The sequence below is a fragment of the Bradyrhizobium sp. LA6.1 genome, assembly GCF_040547805.1.
GTDB lineage: Bacteria > Pseudomonadota > Alphaproteobacteria > Rhizobiales > Xanthobacteraceae > Bradyrhizobium > Bradyrhizobium barranii.
Window position 1 is genome coordinate 65344 of sequence record NZ_JBEPQK010000002.1, and the last position, 16770, is coordinate 82113.

Annotated in this window: 13 protein-coding genes; 6 read left to right on the forward strand and 7 right to left on the reverse strand. The window is 62.9% G+C overall.

Annotated features, from left to right (window positions below; genetic code table 11):
• The first annotated feature begins 14 nt into the window (after positions 1 to 14).
• The 5 genes from wecB (at position 15) to ABIB99_RS03920 (ending at position 8023) form a co-directional block, all read left to right on the forward strand.
• Positions 15 to 1136, forward strand: coding sequence for a non-hydrolyzing UDP-N-acetylglucosamine 2-epimerase (wecB, locus tag ABIB99_RS03900; RefSeq protein WP_080584044.1), 1122 nt, complete (start codon positions 15 to 17; stop codon positions 1134 to 1136).
• A 26-nt stretch (positions 1137 to 1162) separates the two neighbouring features.
• Positions 1163 to 2398 carry a UDP-N-acetyl-D-mannosamine dehydrogenase gene (gene wecC / locus ABIB99_RS03905; protein WP_340627390.1) on the forward strand — a complete coding sequence of 412 codons (1236 nt, stop codon included), beginning with the start codon at positions 1163 to 1165 and terminating at the stop codon, positions 2396 to 2398.
• On the forward strand, positions 2395 to 4521 hold the full coding sequence (locus tag ABIB99_RS03910; protein ID WP_038957522.1) for a bi-domain-containing oxidoreductase: 2127 nt from the start codon (positions 2395 to 2397) through the stop codon (positions 4519 to 4521). The genes wecC and ABIB99_RS03910 overlap by 4 nt, the downstream gene beginning before the upstream one ends.
• Positions 4522 to 4878: 357 nt before the next feature.
• Positions 4879 to 6516: a carbamoyltransferase family protein gene (locus ABIB99_RS03915; protein ID WP_208087785.1), complete on the forward strand. Its 1638-nt coding sequence runs from the start codon at positions 4879 to 4881 to the stop codon at positions 6514 to 6516.
• A 139-nt stretch (positions 6517 to 6655) separates the two neighbouring features.
• Positions 6656 to 8023 carry a hypothetical protein gene (locus ABIB99_RS03920; protein WP_208070457.1) on the forward strand — a complete coding sequence of 456 codons (1368 nt, stop codon included), beginning with the start codon at positions 6656 to 6658 and terminating at the stop codon, positions 8021 to 8023.
• 84 nt (positions 8024 to 8107) lie between these two features.
• Here the strand turns inward: ABIB99_RS03920 and ABIB99_RS03925 are convergent, their stop codons facing one another.
• From ABIB99_RS03925 to ABIB99_RS03935, 3 genes are all read right to left on the reverse strand, one after another.
• Complete coding sequence (locus ABIB99_RS03925) at positions 8108 to 8614, reverse strand: D-glycero-alpha-D-manno-heptose-1,7-bisphosphate 7-phosphatase (protein WP_038957525.1); 507 nt, start codon at positions 8612 to 8614, stop codon at positions 8108 to 8110.
• Between the two features lie 100 nt (positions 8615 to 8714).
• Positions 8715 to 9335: a TVP38/TMEM64 family protein gene (locus ABIB99_RS03930; RefSeq protein ID WP_247309737.1), complete on the reverse strand. Its 621-nt coding sequence runs from the start codon at positions 9333 to 9335 to the stop codon at positions 8715 to 8717.
• A 510-nt stretch (positions 9336 to 9845) separates the two neighbouring features.
• A complete protein-coding gene (locus ABIB99_RS03935; protein WP_247309740.1) occupies positions 9846 to 11069 on the reverse strand; it encodes a phenylacetate--CoA ligase family protein in 1224 nt (407 codons plus the stop codon).
• An 86-nt stretch (positions 11070 to 11155) separates the two neighbouring features.
• Here ABIB99_RS03935 and ABIB99_RS03940 point away from each other — a divergent pair, with 86 nt between their 5' ends.
• Positions 11156 to 12307: an AGE family epimerase/isomerase gene (locus ABIB99_RS03940; protein WP_208087783.1), complete on the forward strand. Its 1152-nt coding sequence runs from the start codon at positions 11156 to 11158 to the stop codon at positions 12305 to 12307.
• Between the two features lie 3 nt (positions 12308 to 12310).
• On the opposite strand, the gene ABIB99_RS03945 is transcribed toward ABIB99_RS03940, so the two are convergent.
• The 4 genes from ABIB99_RS03945 to ABIB99_RS03960 all read right to left on the reverse strand — a co-directional run bounded on the left by ABIB99_RS03945 (position 12311) and on the right by ABIB99_RS03960 (position 16577).
• On the reverse strand, positions 12311 to 13150 hold the full coding sequence (locus ABIB99_RS03945; protein WP_135214483.1) for an ABC transporter ATP-binding protein: 840 nt from the start codon (positions 13148 to 13150) through the stop codon (positions 12311 to 12313).
• Positions 13151 to 13275: 125 nt separating this feature from the next.
• Positions 13276 to 14559, reverse strand: a complete 1284-nt coding sequence (locus tag ABIB99_RS03950; protein WP_208070463.1) for an ABC transporter substrate-binding protein — start codon at positions 14557 to 14559, stop codon at positions 13276 to 13278.
• 47 nt (positions 14560 to 14606) lie between these two features.
• Complete coding sequence (locus ABIB99_RS03955; RefSeq protein ID WP_071912027.1) at positions 14607 to 15680, reverse strand: branched-chain amino acid ABC transporter permease; 1074 nt, start codon at positions 15678 to 15680, stop codon at positions 14607 to 14609.
• Positions 15681 to 15683: 3 nt separating this feature from the next.
• Complete coding sequence (locus ABIB99_RS03960) at positions 15684 to 16577, reverse strand: branched-chain amino acid ABC transporter permease (RefSeq protein WP_014493866.1); 894 nt, start codon at positions 16575 to 16577, stop codon at positions 15684 to 15686.
• Positions 16578 to 16770: the final 193 nt, after the last annotated feature.

Sequence of the window (16770 nt, forward strand, 5' to 3'; positions counted from 1 at the left end):
CAGCAAACCCGAAGATGCGAAAAGTCATTGCAATATTTGGAACGCGTCCGGAGGCCATCAAGATGGCGCCGGTCGTGACCGAGCTGCGGCGCAGCCAAAGCCTCGATCTGCGGGTCTGTGTGACGGGTCAGCATCGGGGCATGCTGGATCAGGTGCTGGATCTCTTCGCGATCAAGCCCGACCACGACCTCAACCTGATGTCGCCCAACCAGGCGTTGGACCAACTTACCGCCAAGCTTCTCACCGGGATCGGGCAGGTGCTGGATCAGGAGAAGCCAAACCTGGTCCTGGTCCACGGCGATACCTCGACCACGCTCGCCGGTTCGCTGGCTGCGTTCTACCGCAGGCTGCCCGTGGGGCATGTGGAAGCAGGTCTGCGATCCGGCTCGCTGTCCGCGCCGTGGCCGGAAGAGATGAACCGCCGGGTCGCAACCCTTGCGACCCGGTTTCACTTCGCGCCAACCGAGCGGTCGCGGCAAAATCTCCTCGCGGAAGCGGTCGATCCTTTCCATATCCACCTGACCGGCAACACCGTCATCGATGCGCTGATGGAAACCGTGGAGCGGCTGAGGAGTGCGCCCTCTGCGGGCGCCGAACTGCGAGGCCGGTTCAGCTACCTCGATCCCGATCTTCCGCTGATCCTCGTGACAGGACATCGGCGGGAGAACTTCGGTGACGGGTTCGAAAATATCTGCAATGCGCTGCTCGACATTGTCACACAGCATAACGTGCAGATCGTCTATCCTGTCCACCCCAATCCCAACGTTCTGGCGCCCGTCCAGCGCGTGCTCGGTGCACAGAAGCGGATTAATTTGATCGACCCCCTGGACTACGAACCATTCGTCTATCTGATGGAGCGTTCGCGTCTCATCATCACCGACTCCGGCGGCGTGCAGGAAGAGGCGCCGTCGCTGGGCAAGCCGGTCCTGGTGATGCGCGAAACCACCGAGCGTCCCGAGGCTGTCGACGCTGGAACCGTGATTCTCGTGGGCACGTCCCGGGAGCGTATTGTCGAAGAGACAACCAGGTTGTTGACCGACCGCGTTCACTATGGGCGGATGGCGCAATCGATTAATCCTTACGGCGACGGCCTCGCCGCAAAGCGAATTCGCAAGGTGATCGAGGATCAACTGTGAGCGACGTAAAGCTAAAAGCCATTTGTGTGGTCGGGCTCGGCTATATAGGGCTCCCAACTGCGGTCGTACTCGCCTCGCGCGGTGTTTCGATCGTGGGTATCGATGTCAGCGAGGCGGTCGTCGCCCAGATCAACCGTGGCCAGGTTCACATCGTGGAGCCTGACCTCGATGCGGTGACCGCGCGCGCGGTTCAGGTCGGAAAGTTGCGCGCGGCGACGAAGCCTGCGCCGGCGGATGCCTTCATCATTGCCGTCCCCACGCCATTTCATGATGGGAAGGCGGACCTCAGCTATGTCGAGGCCGCGGCTGCATCCATCGCGCCGGTCCTGAAGCGCGGCGATCTCGTCGTGCTGGAATCGACCTCTCCGCCAGGGACGACGGAACGGATGGCCGCGCAGCTTGCGGCTCTGCGCCCCGATTTGCAGATGCCCACTTCGGATGTCGAGGATTGCGACGTTCACATTGCCTATTGCCCCGAGCGTGTGTTGCCCGGACGCGTGCTGGTCGAGCTGGTCGAGAACGATCGGGTGATCGGCGGCATCACGACCAAATGCTCGGCGCGCGCCGAGGAGCTCTATCGCATCTTCTGCACAGGCAGCCTGCTGAAGACCAACGTCCGTACGGCGGAGATGTGCAAGCTGACCGAAAACTCGTTCCGCGACGTCGGCATTGCCTTCGCAAACGAGCTATCGATCGTCTGCGACAAGCTGGGCATCAACGTCTGGGAGCTGATCCGGCTCGCCAACCATCATCCGCGCGTCAATATTCTGCAGCCGGGCCCAGGCGTCGGCGGCCATTGTATCGCGGTGGATCCCTGGTTCATCGTCGAGGCGGCTCCACAGGAATCCCGCCTGATCCGCACCGCGCGTGAAGTCAACGACGGCAAGCCGTCCTACGTTCTCGAGAAGATCAAGACCGCCATCGCCGGCGCGCGGTCGGCGGGCGCCTACCCGAAGGTGCTGACGCTCGGTCTCGCCTTCAAGCCCGACGTCGACGATTTCCGCGAAAGCCCGGCGCTCGAGATCGCCGAAGAGGTGGCTGAGTGGAACAGCTGCGAACTGCTGGTGTCAGAACCATTCGCCGAGCTGTTGCCGGGAAAGCTTGCCACGCACAAGAACGTGCGCATGGTGCATGACCTCGCCCAGGCGATCGCCGAGGCGCATATCGTCGTCATGCTGGTCAATCATCGTGCCTACAACGAAATCGCGCCGGCCGAACTGAACGGCAAGGTGGTAATCGACACGCGCGGAGTATGGTCGTGAAGCAGCTTCTGGTCCGGTCGGGTAAGGTCTTCCTGCAGGACGTCCCGGCGCCCGTCGCCGGCCCGAAGAACGTGCTGGTCCGGGTGGAGCGTTCGTGCGTGAGCGTCGGCACCGAGATGGCCGGCGTCAAGATGTCAGGCCTCCCGCTGTATCGCCGCGCCCTCAAGCAGCCGCACCATGTCAAGCGCGTGCTTCAACTCATGCGCGATCAGGGCGTGGCGCGCGTCTACAAGCAGGTCAAGGGCAAGCTCGATGCGGGACTGCCGACCGGGTACTCGGCCGCCGGCACCGTCATCGCGGTCGGATCGGAGGTCGACGGAATCGCGGTCGGCGATCGCGTTGCCTGCGCCGGCGCGGGCGTTGCCAACCACGCCGAGGTCATCGACGTCCCGGTCAATCTGTGCGTTCCCGTCCCGCAGCAGGTCTCCTTCGACGCCGCCGCCACGGTGACTCTCGGGGCCATCGCGATGCAGGGCGTGCGTCGCGCGCAGCCGACGCTTGGCGAGACAGTCGTCGTGATCGGGCTCGGAATTCTCGGGCAGATCACGGCGCAGCTCCTGACCGCCAATGGATGCCGCGTCATCGGCACCGACGTGGACAACAAGCGCATTGCGACCGCGCTGGAAAATGGCCTCGATCACGGCATCAATCCGAACGACGGCAATCTGGTCGATAGCATTATCAAGCTGACCGATGGCTTCGGCGCCGACGTCGCGATCATCACGGCTGCCTCTGCCTCCAGCGATATTCTCGCTCAGGCTTTTCAGTCCTGCCGCAAGAAGGCGCGCGTGGTGATTGTCGGCGACGTCGGCCTGAACATGGCGCGATCGGACATCTACACCAAGGAGCTCGATGTCCTGATCTCCTGCTCCTACGGACCCGGACGCTACGATCCCGTCTATGAGGAGGAGGGCGGAGACTACCCGCTCGCCTATGTCCGCTGGACCGAGAACCGCAACATGGGCGAATATCTCCGGCTGCTCGCGGCTGGGCGCGTTCGGCTCGACAACATGTTGCAGGAGCCCTATCCGATCGACCGTGCCGAAGAGGCGTATGGCCGGCTGGCGGGCGAGGGTGAGAAGCCGCTGCTGGTTCTGCTGCAGTATCCGCACCGCGAAGAGGCCGTGCGGTCCGTGCTGCAGATTGCCCCTCCGAAGCCCGTCGATGGCCGCATCAAGATCGCGGTCGTCGGGGCCGGCAGCTTTGCGCAGGGCATGCACCTGCCGAACCTGAAGAAGCTTGGCGACAAGTTCGACCTTCGCAGTGTCGTGAGCCGCACCGGCCTGTCTGCGCGCACGGCCGCCGAGCGCTTTGGTTTCAGCACCGCGAGCACCGATTTTCAGGCTGTTCTCGATGACCCGCAGGTCGATCTCGTCCTCATCGCAACACGGCACGACCTGCACTCCGAAATGACCTTGGCAGCGCTGAAGGCCGGCAAGCATGTCTTCGTCGAGAAACCGACGTCGATGACCGAAGAGGGCTTGGACGCGATCGAGGCGTTCTACGCGGACAACCCGAATGGACCGCTCCTGATGACGGGATTCAACCGGCGGTTCGCGCCGGCTGTCACCGCGGCCCGCGAAGCGATCAAGGGGCGCCTGTCGCCGATGATTGTGAACTACCGCATGAATGCCGGCTACATTCCCTCCGATCATTGGGTGCATGGCCCGCATGGGGGAGGCCGCAACATCGGCGAAGCCTGCCACATCTACGATCTCTTCAATGCGCTCACCGGCAGCCAGCCCGTCGAGGTTCAGGCCCGGTCGATTGTACCGGCCAGCGGCCATTGGCGCCGCGACGACAATTTCGTCGCCACGGTGCGTTACGCCGATGGCTCGCTATGCACGCTGACCTATACCTCGCTGGGCTCGAAGGAGTTCCCCAAGGAGCGCTTCGATATCTTTGTGGACGGAAAAGTTCTCGTGCTCGACGACTACAAGCGATTGGAGGTCACCGGCGCAAAGGGGGGCTGGAAGGGTCTGACCATTGAAAAGGGACAGCTCGAGGAGTTGGTGGCGCTCGCCGAAGCCTTCAAACCGGGCGGCGAATGGCCGATCTCGCTCGCCGATCAGCTGTCGGCGACGCGGGTCAGTTTCGGGGTCGAGAAACAGCTCGCTGAGTGAGGCAGTGCGCTCCGTTGCAGTGCTCGGGACATAGTCGAACGATCGATGTATGCCCCGCGCTCTCCAATTTGGGAGTTTCGAAGACGCAGCCCGATCCTCTAACCCTCGATACGCGCCAAAAGACGGCGGATTTGCGCCCTTGCAGGCTCGAAGCCTCGTTGGTAACTATGCAACCGGCCAGGCCGTTTTCGTCCCATCTACACGTGCGTGTCCACTCGGTCGCAAGCGGTTCTCACCTCGGTCTGTAAGGCGAGCACGTCGCGGTAGAACTCGACCATACCATCCGCAGGATCTGAGTTTCTTGTCGGTCTTCTTTGTAGGGGGACTTCTTGAGAAGCGTTTTCGAGGTGTAAACGAATGTACGTGATCGGAATCAGCTCGGGGATCAAGCATGGTCACCATGATGGCGCTGCCGTGTTGTTGCGCGACGGTGAGCTGATTGCTGCCGCGGAAGAGGAAAGGTTCACACTGGCCAAGCACGCGCGCGGCGAGCTGCCGCGTGGGGCGATCGGCTTCTGCCTGAAGCAGGCCGGCATCACCATGCGCGACGTCGACTGGATCTGCTCGCCGCTGAAGACCTACACGAACTACACGCAGCGCCTCACCGAATATTTCAGGTACCAGTTCGGTCACAGCCCGAAGATCGAGCTCTACGACCATCACCTCTGTCACGCCGCGAGCTCGTTCTACGGATCCGGTTTTTCCGAGGCGACCGTCGCCTGCTTCGATTTCTCCGGCGATTCCAGCTCCGGTCTCGTCGCCCATGCCCGCGGTAACGACTTCCGCGTGCTGACGCGGTTCGGCCGCAACAACAGTCTAGGGCTCTATTACGGGATGCTGACCCAGTATCTCGGCTATCAGATGACCAATGACGAGTACAAGGTCATGGGCCTGTCGTCCTATGGCAGCCCCGACTATCTCGACAAGTTTGCGAAATTATTACGCCCGGCCGGCATCAATTACGAGCTCGATCCCGAGCTCGACAAGCGCCGGCGCGACGCAGAAATCTTTAGCAGCGATTTCTCGACGCGGCAGGAGCGCATCTTCACCGAGAAGATGGAGGAGATTCTGGGGCCGCGGCGCCTGCGTGGTGCGCCGCTCGACCAGCGGTTCACCAACATCGCAGCCAGCGGCCAGAAGCAGCTCGAGATCGTCACCACCGAGGTGATCCGCTCCGCGATCGCCGAGACCGGTTGCGGCGACGTCTGCATCGCCGGCGGCGTCGGCCTGAACTGCAAGATGAACATGGAGATCGCGGCCGAGCCGTCCGTGAAGCGTCTCTACGTTCCGCCGGTGCCGCATGATGCGGGCGTGGCGCTGGGCGCCGCGATGATGAAATGCGCGGAAGCTGGCCACACGATCGCACCGCTAACCCATGCCTATTGGGGACCGGAATATTCCAACGACACGATCAAGGAGACGCTGGACAAGATCGGGGCGCGGTTTGAGCTGCTCGACGATCCCGTGTCGCGCTGCGTCGCCGACCTGACGGAGCAGAAGACTGTCGGCTGGTTCCAGGGGCGCATGGAGTACGGTCCGCGCGCGCTCGGCAACCGCTCGATCCTGGCCGATCCGCGCCATACGGGCATGAAGGACCGCATCAACCTCACCATCAAATATCGCGAGGAGTTTCGCCCGTTCTGCCCGTCGGTGCTTTACGAGCGCCAGGCCGAATATTTCGAGGACACATTCGACGCGCCCTTCATGGTGGTGACGTTCCCGGTTAACGAGAAAGTCGCCGAGACCATGCCTGCGGTGGTCCATGTCGACAACACCGCGCGCATCCAGAGCGTCCATGCGGACAGCAATCCGCTCTACAGCCGACTGATCGGCGAGTTCGCGAAAGCCACTTCGTTACCGGTTCTGATCAACACCAGCCTGAACATCAACGAGCAACCGACCGTGAATGCGCCGCTGGAAGCGCTGCACACCTATTTCTGCTCGGGTCTGGACGTGCTGTATCTCGGGCCCTACCGACTATCGAAGCCGCGCTAAGCAAGTGGATCGGCACGGGGGAGCTCAACGGACCGATGATGCAGTTCGTCCGTTGTGGTCGGGGCTTCTCGCGAACCCGCCCGAATTGATGAAGGATCTGACGCCGTTTGTCCGACGAATGTAGTGCTAGAGCGATTTCATGAACTTCAGGAAGATGCGACGGGGCAATCTGGCCGTCGGTGTGGCGGTCTCCGCCTACATCGCGACCTCGGGTGCCGCGGCGCTAATTCCGTTTCCTGTTGGACAAGAACAGCTCGGCCGATTGTTCTTTCCTCAGGAAGTTCCTTACGCGTGGATGACCACGCTCGGATCTCCAACTTACTGGCTTTTGTTTCTACTGACGCTCGTCGTTCTGCCGATTGCTGCGATCGCTACCGAGAAGGTCTTTGCGTCAGCAAGCCTCTCATTTTCCGACGAGGTGCCCCTGTGGATTCCGCTGGTGTTGGCGGGCGCCATGATCGCTTTCTGCGTTTACAAGCTTGCGCAGGCGGGCGGCCTGTCCGCGAGCGAGGCGTGGGATCAGAGCCTGTGCTACGAGGAGAAGATCCTGAGGCGGGTCGAATTGTTCAGTCTGCTTGGTAACAAGTACTATTCGTTCGTCTATTCAAGTCTGCCCATCATCGGTTGCTATCTGCTGGCGCGGGGGTTGCTCAAGCGTGAAAAGATCAGCCTCGGGGCCTGCGCGGCGCTGAGCGTGATCGTTCTTTGGCTTGATGTCGCAACTGTTCAGAAAGCACCGGCGCTTCTCTATGTGCTAGTGCTCGGATTGACGTTGGCGCTCTCTGGATTCGGCCTCGTGCGCAGCGCGGTCGTGACGATCGCGGCAGGAGGAACGATCTACCTGGCCCTGGCTCTGAGCCAATTTTGCGAAGTTAAGAGCACCGGCCCGACGCTTGCGAGTCCCCCGGGACGGTCGCTCGCGGTTCCGCTGCCCGGTTCGGACTCATCGTCCCCGCTTGGCTCGCCATCAACCGCCGATGGAGAGCCGTCGGAGAGCGGACTCAGTGGAGTGTTGAAGAAGGCAATTTGGATCGTGCGAACGGGCGTATTCAGGATGGCGGTTGGAATTCCATACTATGTGCAGATATTTTCGGATCCCGATCAACGTTGCGGCATAGTGCGGCCGACCTTCAGCGGACTTCTTGCTCCGCAGCCTTGCTATCCGGCCACGAAAGTGTTCGCAGTGATTTATCCCGCCATCACATACACGACGGGTTCGCAACCGGCCGGTGTGGGCCTGTCAGGCTATGCTGAGGGGGGACTCTTTTACGCTGTCTTGGCGACCGTGATCGCCGGTTCACTAATTGGTTTAATTTCAGTCCTTGCGAGGGGCAACGATCCCGTGAACATTGCCACGCAGGTGGCAGGCTGCCTCTACGCGTATTACGTGACTCAGGTACCTCTAACGGCGACGCTGCTGGATAGCTACGGCCTCGTTTGGTTGATAGCTCCGCTTGCCGCAATGCGTGCGCTGACATGGATGATCAGCATCACTCTCCGAAAATGACGCGCCTTGCGTCGCAAGCTGCTTGATGTCGGTCACCTCGATCAGCTTTGTCGGCGTGCTAGACTTGGGTTGAATCGCTCACGCTCAGCGCAAGGAGAGCGCTTGCCGCACGAACGCTTCGAGGTTTCCATCCTGAAACAATAGGCCCCGAATGCCCGCAGCTTCGGCCGCCTCCATGTCGCTTGGCTTGTCGCCGATCAGGATGCTTCTTTCGGCCGCCACCGGAAAGCGCTTGAGGAGATCGGTGATCATGCCGGGCGCGGGCTTGCGACGGTCGCTTACGCGTCGATAGCGCTCGATGGCGGCTTCGGGATGGTCGGGACAGTATTCAAATGCGTCGATGTGCGCGCCGATCACCGCCAGCTCCTTCGCGATCCAGCGATGGAGAGTCTGGACGTCGCTCTCCTCGAAGAACCCGCGCGCCACACCCGACTGGTTGGTGACGACAAAGGCAAAATAGCCCGCCTCGTTGACGAGCTTAACCGCTTCACGGGCGCCGTCTTTCCACTCGAACTTGGTCGCCTCGAAGACGTAGCCGTGATCGTGATTGAGTACGCCATCGCGGTCGAAAAAGACCGCCGGGCGCGCCATTGTCGCTGTCATCCGCCGCCCCTGAAAAGTTGTGATCTCTCCTCACAGCCCTTCAAGTGGTTTGTCAAGGACTCGAAGCAGAGTTGCGCCCCTCTCGATGCTAGCGGATGGAATGACAGCCCTTGTTGGGGCCGTCCGATCGACCGCGCAATCTCAGCAGTTTTTGGACGCGCCACGAAATAAGGGCGATGATCGCAACTGTCACCAAGATTGGCACAACTGTGAGTTCGACGGGCTTGTCCTCGAGTAAGGACGCTCGGCCGGTGGCGCCGAGGAAGGTGAACAGGAAGACCTGCGGGGCACTGAATACCAGGGTGGCCAAGATGAACGACATCGGATGGATTCTTGTAAGCCCGAAAAGATAGTTTTGTAACGCGCTCGGCACCGGAGCACCCAGTCGCATGAGAGCGACGATGCGCCATCCTTCCTTGTCGACAGCTTCGGCTATCGCCTCCAATTTAGATCGTTGTTCGAGCTTTCGTCGAAACCACCCGGACGCGATATAGCGGGCTAACAGAAACGCCAGCGTTCCTCCCGCTGTGCCGGCCACCAGAATGATCGGGGCCGCCCCAATTCCAAATGATGCGCCGGCCGCAACGATAAGGATCGTCCTAGGAAAGACTATCAGCGCCGCCAACCCGAAGAACAGCGCGAGAACAGCACCCGATGTGACGGAAAGCTGCCCCAACCCCTGGAATGCCTCGATGATGTAATCTGTCATGGGAGTTTGCTTTGCGCCATATGTGAAGTCTAATCAACCCGCCCAAAACCCATGGGCGGGTGCATCCGGACCTTGGATTGATTGACCCGAATCGTGGCTTTAGGGCAGGAGTGGCAACTCCCGGTAGTGCTTTTTTCGGATAGTAGTGAATTATCGTGGGTAAGGAATTTTTCCGTGCCTCGCGCGTGCGTCGCGCAGCAATTTGTTCGATTGGGATGGCGGGCGGTGTGGGGCTCGCGCTACTCGCCATTTTCGGCCTTTTCGACGATGCACTTGAGAGGCGAATGTACAGGGGTTGCCTAACGGGTCATCCGGACAGGCCGTTCCTCTGCCTGACCGAGGAGCGCGCCTTACGGCTCCGATTTTACATGCCTTAATATCCCCGCCGCCAACAACGACCGACGCACGTCCGTGCCACCAAAGAGCGCGAGAATCTCGGCCGTCGCGCCTGCCTATTTGAACCGGTCTCGCGCAGAATTCCCTGTTACCAGGGAATTGGAATTTGAGCGCTTACCGCTCGTCCGCGATCACCTTGCCGTCGTTCGGCAGCGCGCCCGGGCTGACCAATTCGACATTGCCGCCGAGTTTCGTTACCGCTCGCAAGGTGCCTGCAATTTCCTCGCGCAAGGCGTCGCTCGCGGCCGCAGTTTCCGCTCGCAGCGTCATCGCATCGGCCTCGCCCTTGCGCACGACGACGAGGCGCAGGCGGCCGAGCGCGGCATGGCGCTTGCCGATCTCGGCGACCTGCTCGGGGCGGACGAACATGCCTTTGACCTTGGTGGTCTGGTCGGCGCGGCCCATCCAGCCCTTGATGCGCATGTTGGTGCGGCCGCATTTGCTCGGGCCCGGCAGCGCTGCCGTGAGGTCGCCGAGCGCGAGACGGATCCAGGGATGGTTCGGATCGAGCGAGGTTACCACGATCTCGCCGACGTCGCCCGGCGCGACGGGATCGCCGGTGCCGGGTTTGACGATCTCCATGATCAGATCCTCGTTCACGACCATGCCCTCACGCGCCTCGGTCTCGAAGGCAATGAGGCCGAGGTCGGCGGTGCCGAAGGCCTGGTAGGCGTCGATGCTGCGTGCCTTGATTTCGGCTTGGAGCGAGGGCGGGAAGGCCGCACCCGAGACCAGCGCGCGCTTGATCGATGAGACGTCGCGCCCCGAGCCTGCTGCGGCATCGAGCAGAATCTTCAGAAAGTCCGGCGTGCCGCTGTAGCCGACCGGACGGTAGGCCTCGATCAGCTCGAATTGCTGCTCGGTATTGCCGGGGCCGGCCGGGATCACCGCGCAGCCGAGCGCGCGGGCCGAGGCATCGAAGATGAAGCCGCCGGGGGTGAGGTGGTAGCTGAAGGTGTTGAGCACGATGTCATTGGGACGGAACCCTGCCGCGAACAGCGCCCGCGCACCGCGCCAGGGATCGGCCTGCCGCCCTTCAGGCTCGAAGATCGGACCGGGAGAGGTGAAGAGGCGGGCGAACGATCCCGGGGCTGCCGGCACGAAGCCGCCGAAGGGCGCTGAGGCCTTGTGCAGGGCCGGCAGCTCCGACTTGCGCAGCACCGGCAGGCCCGCCAGCGCCGCCCTGGAGGTCACGGCGGCCGGATCTATGCCCTTCAGCCGCTCGGCGTAGGCGGGTGCGGCCATTGCGCCGCGCAGCACGTCCGGCAGGCGGGAGAACAGCTCCGCCTCGCGCACGGCTGGTTCGCGCGTCTCGCGGGCGTCGTAATGGGCGGTCATGGCTGGTCTTTCCGGGTTGGCATCCGTTGCACGCCGCCGCCGGCATGGGTATCAGACGGCCAGTATCGAGGCGTGGAGAGGACGCGATGGCGGACGAAGGCATCATTGTGGCGGACGAGGCGGCGGACGTCGTCGCGCGCCTGAAGCGCCGCATGATCGACGAGGCGCTGCCGCTGTGGTCGTCCGTCGGCTGGGACGATGCGGCAGGCGGTTTCGTCGACCGGCTGCACCGTGACGGCACCGCCGACACGGCCGCACCGCGGCGCGTGCTCGTGCAGGCGCGCCAGATCTATTGTTACGCCAAGGCGGCGCAGATGGGCTGGTACCCTGGGGGGCGCGCCATCGCGCTGAAGGGGCTGGAGCATCTGCTCAGCAAAGCGAAGGCGCCCGACGGCCGGCCTGGCTACGTGCACCGGCTGACGCCGGACGGCGCCGTGCTGGACGGCCGACGCGATGCTTACGACCACGCCTTCATCCTGTTTGCGCTCGCGGCCGCCTACGGGCTCGACCAGGATGCGCAAATTCGCGCCGAGATCGATGCGCTGCTCGCCTTCCTCGACGGCCATCTGCGCTCGCCGCATGGCGGCGTGCATGAAGGCCTGCCGGTCTCGCTGCCGCGCCGGCAGAACCCGCACATGCATCTGTTCGAGGCGATGATCGCGTGCTTCGATGCGACCCACGATCTGTCGTTCCAGAACCGCGCCGGCGAGTTCTTCGCGCTGTTCCTCGCCAATCTCTACGACAAGCAGAAGCGGATCCTGACGGAGTATTTCGAGGAGGACTGGTCCAAGATCGAGCCCGTCAGCGTCGAGCCTGGCCATCAGGCCGAGTGGGTCTGGCTGCTGAAAGGGTTTGAACGCATCACGGGTTGCCCGACCGGACAGCGTCGCGCCGAACTGCTCGCCACCGCGCTGCGCTATCGCGACGAGGCCACGGGGTGCCTGGTCGACGAGGGCGATGCCAACGGCAACATCCGTCGCAGCACGCGCCGGCTGTGGCCGCAGACAGAGATGGCCAAGGCGTGGATCGCGCAGGCCGAGTCCGGCGAGGCGGGCGCTGCGGACGAGGCGCGCGCGGCGCTGGTGCGGCTCGAACGGCATTATCTCAGCCATCCCGTGAAGGGCGGCTGGTACGACCAGTTCGATCGCGACGGCAAATCGCTGGTCGACACCATTCCTGCGTCGTCGTTCTATCATGTTCTCTGCGCAGTCACGGAAGCGGAGCAGGTGCTGAGCTGAGTTTCACAGCCACCGTTTGCGCCGCTTGAAGCTCTTGAGGTTCTTGAAGCTCTTGCGCTGATCGCCGGCGCCGCCGAGGTAGAACTCCTTGACGTCCTCGTTGTCGCGCAGTTCGTCCGCGGTGCCGTCGAGCACGACCTTGCCCTGTTCCATGATGTAGCCGTGGCTCGCAACCGACAGCGCGGCGCGGGCGTTCTGCTCGACCAGCAGGATGGTGACGCCGAGGTCGCGGTTGATCTTCTGGATAATCGAGAACACCTCTTTCACCAGCAGCGGCGACAGGCCCATCGAGGGCTCGTCCATCAAGATCATCTTCGGGCGCGCCATCAGAGCGCGGCCGATCGCAAGCATCTGCTGCTCGCCGCCTGAGAGATAACCGGCAAGGCCGGTGCGCTCCTTCAGGCGCGGGAAATAGTTGAAGACCATGTCGAGATCGGCATCGACCTCGCGATCCCTGCGGGTGAAGGCGCCGAGCTTGAGGTTTTCGAGCGACGTCATGTCGGCGACGATGCGCCGGCCCTCCATCACCTGGAAGATGCCGCGACGCACGATCTTGTCGGGATCGATGCCGGCGATAGCGGAGCCCTCGAACAGGATCTCGCCGCGAGTGACCTCGCCGTCCTCGGTCTTGAGCAGCCCCGAGATCGCCTTCAGCGTCGTCGACTTGCCGGCGCCGTTAGCGCCCAACAACGCCACGATCGCGCCCTTGGGCACGTCGAGGCTGAGGCCTCGCAGCACGAGGATGACGTCGTCGTAGACGACCTCGATGTTGCGGACGGCGAGGAGGGGCGGTGCGGGCACGACGGTCGGGGAGGACCGTGTTGCGTCGATGATTTCGGTCATTGGGTATGCCGCCAATCTGCTACTGTCGTCATGCTCGGGCTTGTCCCGGGCATCCACGTTCTTCATGCCGAGTGGTCAGACGTGGATGGCCGGGACAAGCCCGGCCATGACGTCGGAGATAGCGCTCACCACCCCAGCAATTCCGGCTTGCGCGGCAGCTCGACGGTCTTGACCTTCTCGAGCTTGATCGTGCCCTTGGCCATGAGATCATTGAGGTCGCCGTCGGTCGCACCCGCGATCTTGGTGCGATAGAGGTCGACCTTCAGCGTGCCGCGGTGGTCCTTGTCGGTCCAGGTCGAGGCATTGCAGACGCCGTCCATTCCGGCCGGCACCCAGTCCTTCTTCTGGTAGAAGCCCTTGGCGACGTTCTCGCCGGTCGCCCCGCCGTTCTTGGCAGCCCAGTCGAGCGCCTCCCTCATGTAGAGCGCCGAGCAGACCGCCGCGATGTAATGCACGGGCCGGTAGACCTTGCCGGTGGGGTCGGACATCTTGGAGATCTCCATCACCGTCTTCATGCCGGGCGCATCGCCGCCCCAGCTCACTGCGGTGCGCAGCGGGAAGATCACGCCGTTGGCGGCATCGCCGGCGGTCTTGGCGGCGTTCTCGTCCATGCCCCAGACATTGCCGAGGAACTGAATCTCGACGCCGGCGGTCTTGCAAGCCTTCAGGACGGAGATGTTGGAAGCCGCGGTGTTGCCGAGATAGGCGTAGTTGGCACCCGAGGATTTCAGGCTCAGGCACTGCGCGCTGTAGTCACCCGGTGTGAGCGCGAACACCAGCGGCGGCAGCACCTCGAAGCCGAGCTCCTGCGCCATGGCTTCGCCTGCGGCCTTCGGCGCGTTCGGATAGGGGTGGTTGGCGCCCATGTGCACGAACTTCGGCTTGCCGGGCTTGCCCTTGGCCTTCCAATCCTCGGCCGCCCACATCAGCATCGCGCGCAGCGAGTCCGAATAGCTCGGGCCGTAGAAGAAATTGTAGGGCGCGGGCTTGGCCTTGCCGCTGACGCCTTCGGGATCGGTGAGGGCTGCGGCATAGGAGCCGGAGAGGTCGGGGATCTTGTCCTGGGCGAGGAAGCCGGTCAGCGCTTCGGTGTCTGCGGTGCCCCAGCCCATGATCGCGGCGACCTTCGAGTCCGGCGCCGACCATTTCTTGTAGAGCGCGATCGCGCGCGGCACCTGGTAGCCGTAATCGTTGGTATCGACGCTGAGCTGCTTGCCGCCGACGCCGCCGTTCTTGTTGACCCAGGCGAAGGTGTCGGCGACGGCCTGGCCGTAGGGCGTGCCGACGTCGGAGGTGCCGCCGGAATAATCGGCGAGATGGCCGATCGCGATCTGCGCCTGCGCGCCGGCCGAGAATGCGGCGATCGCCAGCGCGAGCGATGCAGTGCTCAAAAGGGATTTTGTCTTCATTGGTTGCCTCCTCCTGTTTATTAGTTGGTTAGCGAGTTTGCCCGTGCTCAATGCGAGAACGGGTAGAGTTTCCAGTACGCCTTGATCTGTCGCCAGCGATGGGCAAGCCCGTCCGGCTCGAACATCAGGAACGCGATGATGATCACTCCGATCGCGATCTCGCGCAGGAAGGTGATGTTGGTGTTGAGGGACAGCGCCTTGTCGATCGCGCCGCCCTTCAGGTACAGGCTGATGAATTCCATCGTCTCGGGCAGTAGCACTACGAAGGCGGTGCCCATCAGCGTGCCCATGATCGAACCGGTGCCGCCGATGATGATCATGGCGAGGAACAGGATCGAGCGCTCGATGCCGAAACCCTCCTGCGAGACCACGAGCTGGTAGTGGGCATAGAGCGCGCCGGCGATGCCGGCGAAGAAGGCGGCGAGGCCAAACGACAGCGTGCGGTATTTGGTGAGGTTGATGCCCATGATCTCGGCGGAGAGATAATGGTCGCGTATCGCCACCAGCGCACGGCCGTCGCGTGTGCGCATCAGATTGGTGACGAGGACGTAGCTCGCGACCACATAGGCCAGCACGACATAGAAATACTGTCTGTCGCCGCGCAGCGTGAAGCCGAAGATCGAGAACGGATTGGCGCTGGCGGGCACCGAGCCCCCGGTGAACCACTCTGCGCGGGAGAAGAAGTCGAGCAGGATGTATTGCGCCGCCAGCGTTGCGATGACGAGGTAGAGCCCCTTCAGTCGCGCCGCCGGGATGCCGAAGATCAGCCCGACCAGCGCGGTGACGACGCCCGCAAGCGGGATCGCGAAGAACACCGGGATCGGCGCGTTGTTGGAGATGTAGGCCGAGGTGAAGGCGCCGAGCAGGAAAAAGGCGGCATGGCCGATCGAGATCTGGCCGGTGAAGCCGACCAGGATGTTGAGGCCGAGCGCCGCGATCGAGAAGATGCCGATCTGGATCAGGATGCTGAGCCAGTACCCGCCAAGGAGTTGCGGCACGAGGCAGAGCAACAGCACGCCGATGATCGCAAAGTTGCGGCTGGTCGTGGTCGGGAAGATCGTGGTGTCCGCCGCGTACGAGGTGCGGAAATCACCAGCAGGGATGAGGGCAGGGCCGGCCATGGATCAGATCCGCTCGATGTCGTGGGTGCCGAACAGGCCGTAGGGCTTGATCATCAGCACGATGATGAGGACGTAGAACGGTGCGATCTCGTAGAGATTGCCCCAGTGCAGATACTCGCTGTCGACATATTGCGCGATGTTCTCGAGCAAGCCGATGATGATGCCGCCGAGCACGGCGCCGCCGACGGAATCGAGCCCGCCGAGGATCGCCGCCGGGAACACCTTGATGCCGTAGGCCGCAAGTCCCGAGGACACGCCGTTGACGACGGCGACCACCACGCCCGCGACCGCCGACACTGTCGCGGAGATCGCCCACGCCATCGCGAACACGCTCTTGACGGAGATGCCGAGCGACTGCGCGACCTGCTGGTTGAACGCGGTGGCGCGCATCGCGAGGCCGTATTTGGAGGCGCGGAAGAACCAGGCCATGCCGATCATCATCGCGACCGAGACCACGAGGCTCATGACATAGACGGTCTGGATCTGAAGCCCGAGCAGGCTGACCGACTGGCTCTCGAACACGCGCGGGAACGGTTGCGGATTGACGCCGAACATCCATTTCAGCGTGGCCTGGAGCACGGTCGAGAGGCCGATCGTCACCATGATCACCGAGATGATGGGTTCGCCGATCATCGGTCTCAGGATCAGGACCTGGATCGCGATGCCGAATACGAACATGAACACCAGCGTCATCGGCATGCCGATCCAGAACGGCACCTGGTACTTCGCAAGCAGCGCCCAGCACACCCAGGCGCCGACCAGCAGCAGTTCGCCTTGCGCGAAGTTGACGACCTGCGTCGCCTTGTAGATCAGCACGAACGACATCGCGACCACGCCATAGAGCGTGCCGACCACGAGGCCGTTGACCAGGAGCTGGATGAGGAAGGCGGTGTTCATGTCGATGTCCGCGCAAAATGCAGAAGCGATGACGGTGCACCCTCTCCCCTTGTGGGAGAGGGTGGCTTCGCGAAGCGAAGCCGGGTGAGGGGTTCTCTTGGCAGCGACGGTGCGGAGAGAGGACCCCTCACCCGGGCGAGGGTGTGGCCAGCGGCGGAGATGCCCTCTCCCACAGGGGGAGAGGGCGCATCGG

Bases quoted from the DNA above. Each gene is read 5' to 3' on its own strand.
- wecB (WP_080584044.1), top strand. From the start codon at position 15: ATGCGAAAAGTCATTGCAATATTTGGAACGCGTCCGGAGGCCATCAAG.
- ABIB99_RS03915 (WP_208087785.1), top strand. From the start codon at position 4,879: ATGTACGTGATCGGAATCAGCTCGGGGATCAAGCATGGTCACCATGAT.
- ABIB99_RS03920 (WP_208070457.1), top strand. From the start codon at position 6,656: ATGAACTTCAGGAAGATGCGACGGGGCAATCTGGCCGTCGGTGTGGCG.
- ABIB99_RS03925 (WP_038957525.1), bottom strand. From the start codon at position 8,614: ATGGCGCGCCCGGCGGTCTTTTTCGACCGCGATGGCGTACTCAATCAC.
- ABIB99_RS03930 (WP_247309737.1), bottom strand. From the start codon at position 9,335: ATGACAGATTACATCATCGAGGCATTCCAGGGGTTGGGGCAGCTTTCC.
- ABIB99_RS03935 (WP_247309740.1), bottom strand. From the start codon at position 11,069: ATGACCGCCCATTACGACGCCCGCGAGACGCGCGAACCAGCCGTGCGC.
- ABIB99_RS03940 (WP_208087783.1), top strand. From the start codon at position 11,156: ATGGCGGACGAAGGCATCATTGTGGCGGACGAGGCGGCGGACGTCGTC.
- ABIB99_RS03945 (WP_135214483.1), bottom strand. From the start codon at position 13,150: ATGACCGAAATCATCGACGCAACACGGTCCTCCCCGACCGTCGTGCCC.
- ABIB99_RS03950 (WP_208070463.1), bottom strand. From the start codon at position 14,559: ATGAAGACAAAATCCCTTTTGAGCACTGCATCGCTCGCGCTGGCGATC.
- ABIB99_RS03955 (WP_071912027.1), bottom strand. From the start codon at position 15,680: ATGGCCGGCCCTGCCCTCATCCCTGCTGGTGATTTCCGCACCTCGTAC.
- ABIB99_RS03960 (WP_014493866.1), bottom strand. From the start codon at position 16,577: ATGAACACCGCCTTCCTCATCCAGCTCCTGGTCAACGGCCTCGTGGTC.